General features: G+C 53.1%; 2 protein-coding genes and 1 pseudogene. All 3 read left to right on the top strand.

Annotated elements, in window-relative coordinates; all coding sequences use genetic code 11:
* The first annotated feature begins 121 nt into the window (after nucleotides 1-121).
* The 3 genes and pseudogenes from FBQ85_26980 (at nucleotide 122) to pntA (ending at nucleotide 4,534) form a co-directional block, all read left to right on the top strand.
* On the top strand, nucleotides 122-3,484 hold the full coding sequence (locus FBQ85_26980; protein MDL1878778.1) for a GGDEF domain-containing protein: 3,363 nt from the start codon (nucleotides 122-124) through the stop codon (nucleotides 3,482-3,484).
* Nucleotides 3,481-4,131, top strand: a complete 651-nt coding sequence (locus FBQ85_26975; GenBank protein ID MDL1878777.1) for a response regulator transcription factor — start codon at nucleotides 3,481-3,483, stop codon at nucleotides 4,129-4,131. Before FBQ85_26980 ends, FBQ85_26975 begins: the two co-directional genes overlap by 4 nt.
* 227 nt (nucleotides 4,132-4,358) lie before the next feature.
* Nucleotides 4,359-4,534 (top strand): annotated as a pseudogene (pntA, locus tag FBQ85_26970) (NAD(P)(+) transhydrogenase (Re/Si-specific) subunit alpha).

The following is a 4,534-nucleotide window of genomic DNA, read 5'->3' as shown; positions in this document are numbered from 1 at the left end:
AATAGACGCGAATCATCGCGAATTAAAAAGCATTAGCGACCATTCGCGTTGATTAGCGGTTTAAAGAAAATGAGTAAGTTATTTAAATGGCAATCCTTAGAAATTTAACCGGATTCCACGCATGCACACACCCAGGCCCGTCATGTCTTTGCGCAGACAGCTCTTGATTCTCGGTATACTCAGCTTTGCCTGCCTTCTGCGCGCGCAAGATTTTCCCCTGCGCTTCGATCATCTCTCGCTCGAACAGGGCATCTCCCATAATCTCGTTTATGCGATTCATCAAGATCAAACCGGTTTCATGTGGTTTGGGACAATGTACGGCCTGGTCAAATACGACGGCCGGCGCTACACCATCTATCGCCACGATCCCAACGACGCACATTCAATTTCCTACAACGACATCATCGCGATCTACGAAGATCAACAGGGTTATCTTTGGATCGGCACCTGGGGCGGCGGGCTGAATCGCTTCGACCCGCTCACGGAAAAGTTTACGCGCTTCATGCACGATCCGGCAAATCCCGCAAGCTTGAGCAACAATATGGTTTGGGCCATTGCTGAAGATGAACACGGCAGGCTTTGGCTCGGCACAGATCATGGTCTCGACCGGCTTCATATCGAAAAAGGCTTTAAAACCGGGAAGGCAACGGACTCCTCTCTCGCTCACGCGACATTCGTCCATTATCAGTTCTCCTCTTTTGCGAATGACAAGATACAGCAGACTTCTGTGCGTGCGCTTCTCAAAGATGGCAGTGGGCGATTGTGGGCCGGGGCCATCGGCGGCGGCCTGAATCTGCTTGATACCACGCGGGAAGATTTCCTGCGCTTCAAGCACGAACCGGCAAATGCCAAAAGCTTGAGCCGCAATGCCGTCAACTCCATTTATGAAGATCGCGCTGGCAATTTATGGATTGGCACGATCGGCGGCGGATTGAATCGACTCGTCTTTGCCGAAGAGACAACGGCGGAAACAAAAACCCTTCCTTCACCCGAACGCGCCGAATTTGTTCACTATGTGCATGAGCCGGACAATCCCCACAGTTTAAGCCAAAATGAAATCGGGCCGATTGTCGAAGATCGCAATGGCAATCTCTGGGTAGGAACCATGGGAGGCGGACTGAACCGGTTCGATCCCGCCACCGGCCGCTTCCTGCGTGTGCAGCGCGATCCGGCGCAAGCCTATTCCTTGAGCAGCAATGTTATTGTCGCGCTTTGCGAAGATCGTTCTGGCATTCTTTGGATCGGCTCGTATCAAGGCGGAGTGGATAAACTCGATCCTTACCGGCAACAATTTGAACATGTCCGCGAAGAAACCGTGCCCGCGAGCGGCTTGAGTTATGGCGACGTACGCGCGATTTGTCAGGATCGTTCGGGCGCAATTTGGGTGGGTACGTTCGGCGGCGGGTTGACACAACTGAGCCCTGAAGGGCGGCGCATGGCTCAATTCGGCGCCAATCACAAAACGCCAACAGCACTGCGCTCGAACTTCATCACCTCGATTATCGAAGATAAACGAGGCCATTTGTGGATTGGCACATTTCGCAGTGGCTTATGCGAGTTTGATCCAAAGCGCAAAGCATTTTTTTATTATTCCACTGACGCAGAAAATCCGCAGAGCTTAAGCAACGACAATGTCAATGTCGTTTATGAAGATCGCGCCGGCACGCTGTGGGTGGGCACAGATGGCGGCGGCTTGAATCGCTTTGATCGCGCGCGCAAACAATTCACGCGCTATCAGCACGAGGCGGCTGATTCTGCGAGTCTCAGCAGCGATTTTATTCATGCCATTGCGGAGGATCACGACGGCAACCTCTGGCTCGGCACCTACGTCGGGTTGAACAAACTCGATCGCCAAACTCAAACCTTCGAGAGATACCGCCACCGCCTTGCTGATCCTGCGAGTTTGAGCAACGATTATGTTTATGCGATTCACTTGGACAGCGCCGGAAATATATGGGCCGGCACGAGCGACGGCCTGAGCAAACTCAACCATGCCAACAAAACTTTTGAGAATTACACCGAAGCGGACGGCCTGCCGAACGGCGTCATCTGTGGCATTTTGGAAGACCAGGCCGGCGGGCTGTGGTTGAGCACCAAAAAAGGCCTGACGCGCTTCGATACGCGAACGGAAACGTTTCGCAACTACGACATTTCCGATGGGCTGCAAAGCAACATGTTCAATGCCGGCGCTTATTTCAAAAACGATAAGGGCGAGATGTTTTGGGGCGGCATTAACGGCATCAATCGTTTCCATCCGGCAGCGACGGTACGCAACACGTTCGTGCCGCCGGTGGCGCTCACCTCGCTGAAAATTTTTGATAAGGCGATTGCCTTCCAACAAATTCAACGCAATGCGGAGGCGCTTCGTTTGCCCCATGACAGTAATTTTCTCACCTTCGAATTTGCCGCGCTGAATTATTCACGTCCGGAAAAGAATGAATATGCTTACCACCTGGAGGGGTTGGATCGCGATTGGATTTATAGCGGCACGCAAAACACGGCAAGTTACACCGGACTGCAACCCGGCGCCTACGTTTTCCGTGTGAAAGGCTCAAACGGCGAAGGTGTTTGGAATGAAAACGGCGCCTCCCTCAAAATCATCATCACGCCGCCGTTTTGGCGAACCTGGTGGTTTTATAGCGCAGCAGGCCTTGCATTCGTTTTGTTGATTACAGGCTGGCATCGCGCGCGCCTGCGGCAAGAGCGGGAACGCGCCGCGGAAATCGCGCGCATTAAGAATGAAGAACAGTTGGCGCGTTTTCAGGCTGTGGCGCAGGCCAAACTGGAGGAACGCGAGCGCGTGCGCAAGCAAATCGCGGCTGATTTTCACGACGAGTCCGGCCACAAGCTCACGAAAATTTCGTTGTTCTGCGGCGTGCTGCAATCCCGTTTGCACCAAAACAACCGGGACATTGACGACTATCTCAGTCGCATCATGAACGTTGCAGCGAGCTTGCACAAGGACATGAGCGACTTCATCTGGTCGCTTGATCCCGAAGAAAGCACGCTGCACGACACCGCGCTCAAACTCAAAGATTTTGGCGACAAACTCTTCGACCGCACCGGCATTCGCTTTTGCCTCACCGGGCTTGGCGCCGAGCTTGAGCACACCCATTTATCCATGGAAACGCGCCAAAATTTGACCTGCATTTTCAAAGAGGGCATGAACAACATTTTGAAACACACGCGCGAGAACTGCCGCAACGTGACCTGCGCGTTTGCACGTGAGAATGGCGGCTACAGCGTCACTCTGCTCGACGACGGCAACGGCTTCGAGATTGGCATGAGTCCGCGCGGCAAAGGTTTGCGCAACATGCAGGCGCGCGCCGCTGCAATTCAGGGCGAGTTGCAGATCATCTCGCGCCCCGGCAAGGGCACGGCAATTCGCTTCACTGGAAAAATTAATCAGCAGCAGAGGTTCGAGCCTCACAAAAACGGCAATCCTGTCCGCCCCCAAAACGGTAAAACAGTGGCAAGCGTATGATTCGTGTAGCCATCGCTGAAGACGAAAACGATATTCGCGAGAGCCTGGCGATTATCATCGGCAATGCTCCCGGTTTCATTTGCACCGGCGCCTATGCGGATTGCGAAACCGCCTTGAGCCGTCTTGAGCACGATTTGCCCGAGGTGATTTTGATGGATATCAAATTTCATCCGGGACGCATGTCCGGCATCGAGGGCGTGCGCCGCCTCAAACAACGCTGGCCGGAGATCGACGCGTTGATGCTGACGATTTACGAAGACAATGAACTGATCTTCGAGTCTTTGCGGGCGGGTGCTAGCGGCTATTTGCTCAAACATACGCCGCCAGCGGTCTTGCTCGACAGCATTAAAGAAGCCGTGGCCGGGGGCGCGCCGATGAGCACGAAAATCGCGCGGTTGGTGGTCAACTCATTTCAAAACCAGAGCACAGGCCCTGAGCTTACGGCGCGGCAAAAGGAAATTCTTATGAAGCTGCGCGAAGGCAAAAGCTATCGCACGATTGGCGAAGAGTTGTTTATCAGCGAAAACACGGTGAAATGTCACATCAAAAAAATTTACGAATTGCTGCACGTCCACACCCAAGCGGAAGCCATCGCCAAAGCGTTTGAACAACGCCTTTTTGTGAATTCTGACAGCCCAAACCGCTGAGCGGCAATGTTCTGTCACAGCGTGGCCTCCGCAAAAGAACTCTGCTCCCCCCTGATTTCCCACATTTTTAAAACTACCTGATCGGGTGATTGAGACATCGCTAAAATCTTGCTATTGTCAGCAACATTATGAGCGTCTCTCTTTTCACCCATTTCAGGAGATCAAGTATGCGCGATCAAGACTGCTTCTCCCGCGCCCAACACGCTAGTCATCCCGCCCGGCTCGCCGTTTTGTTTTTTATTATTGGCCAAGGGGCTCCTCACGAATTTCTCGGTCACTTGAGCGTGTTCGTCCTCGCTTGCGTGGTCGGATGGCAGGTGGTGTGGAATGTGACACCGGCACTTCACACTCCTTTGATGAGTGTTACCAATGCCATTAGCGGCATTATCATTATTGGGGCCAT

The sequence above is a fragment of the Cytophagia bacterium CHB2 genome (assembly GCA_030263535.1).
In the GTDB taxonomy this organism is placed as follows: domain Bacteria; phylum Zhuqueibacterota; class Zhuqueibacteria; order Zhuqueibacterales; family Zhuqueibacteraceae; genus Coneutiohabitans.
This window is presented reverse-complemented; position numbering and strand designations above follow the sequence as displayed.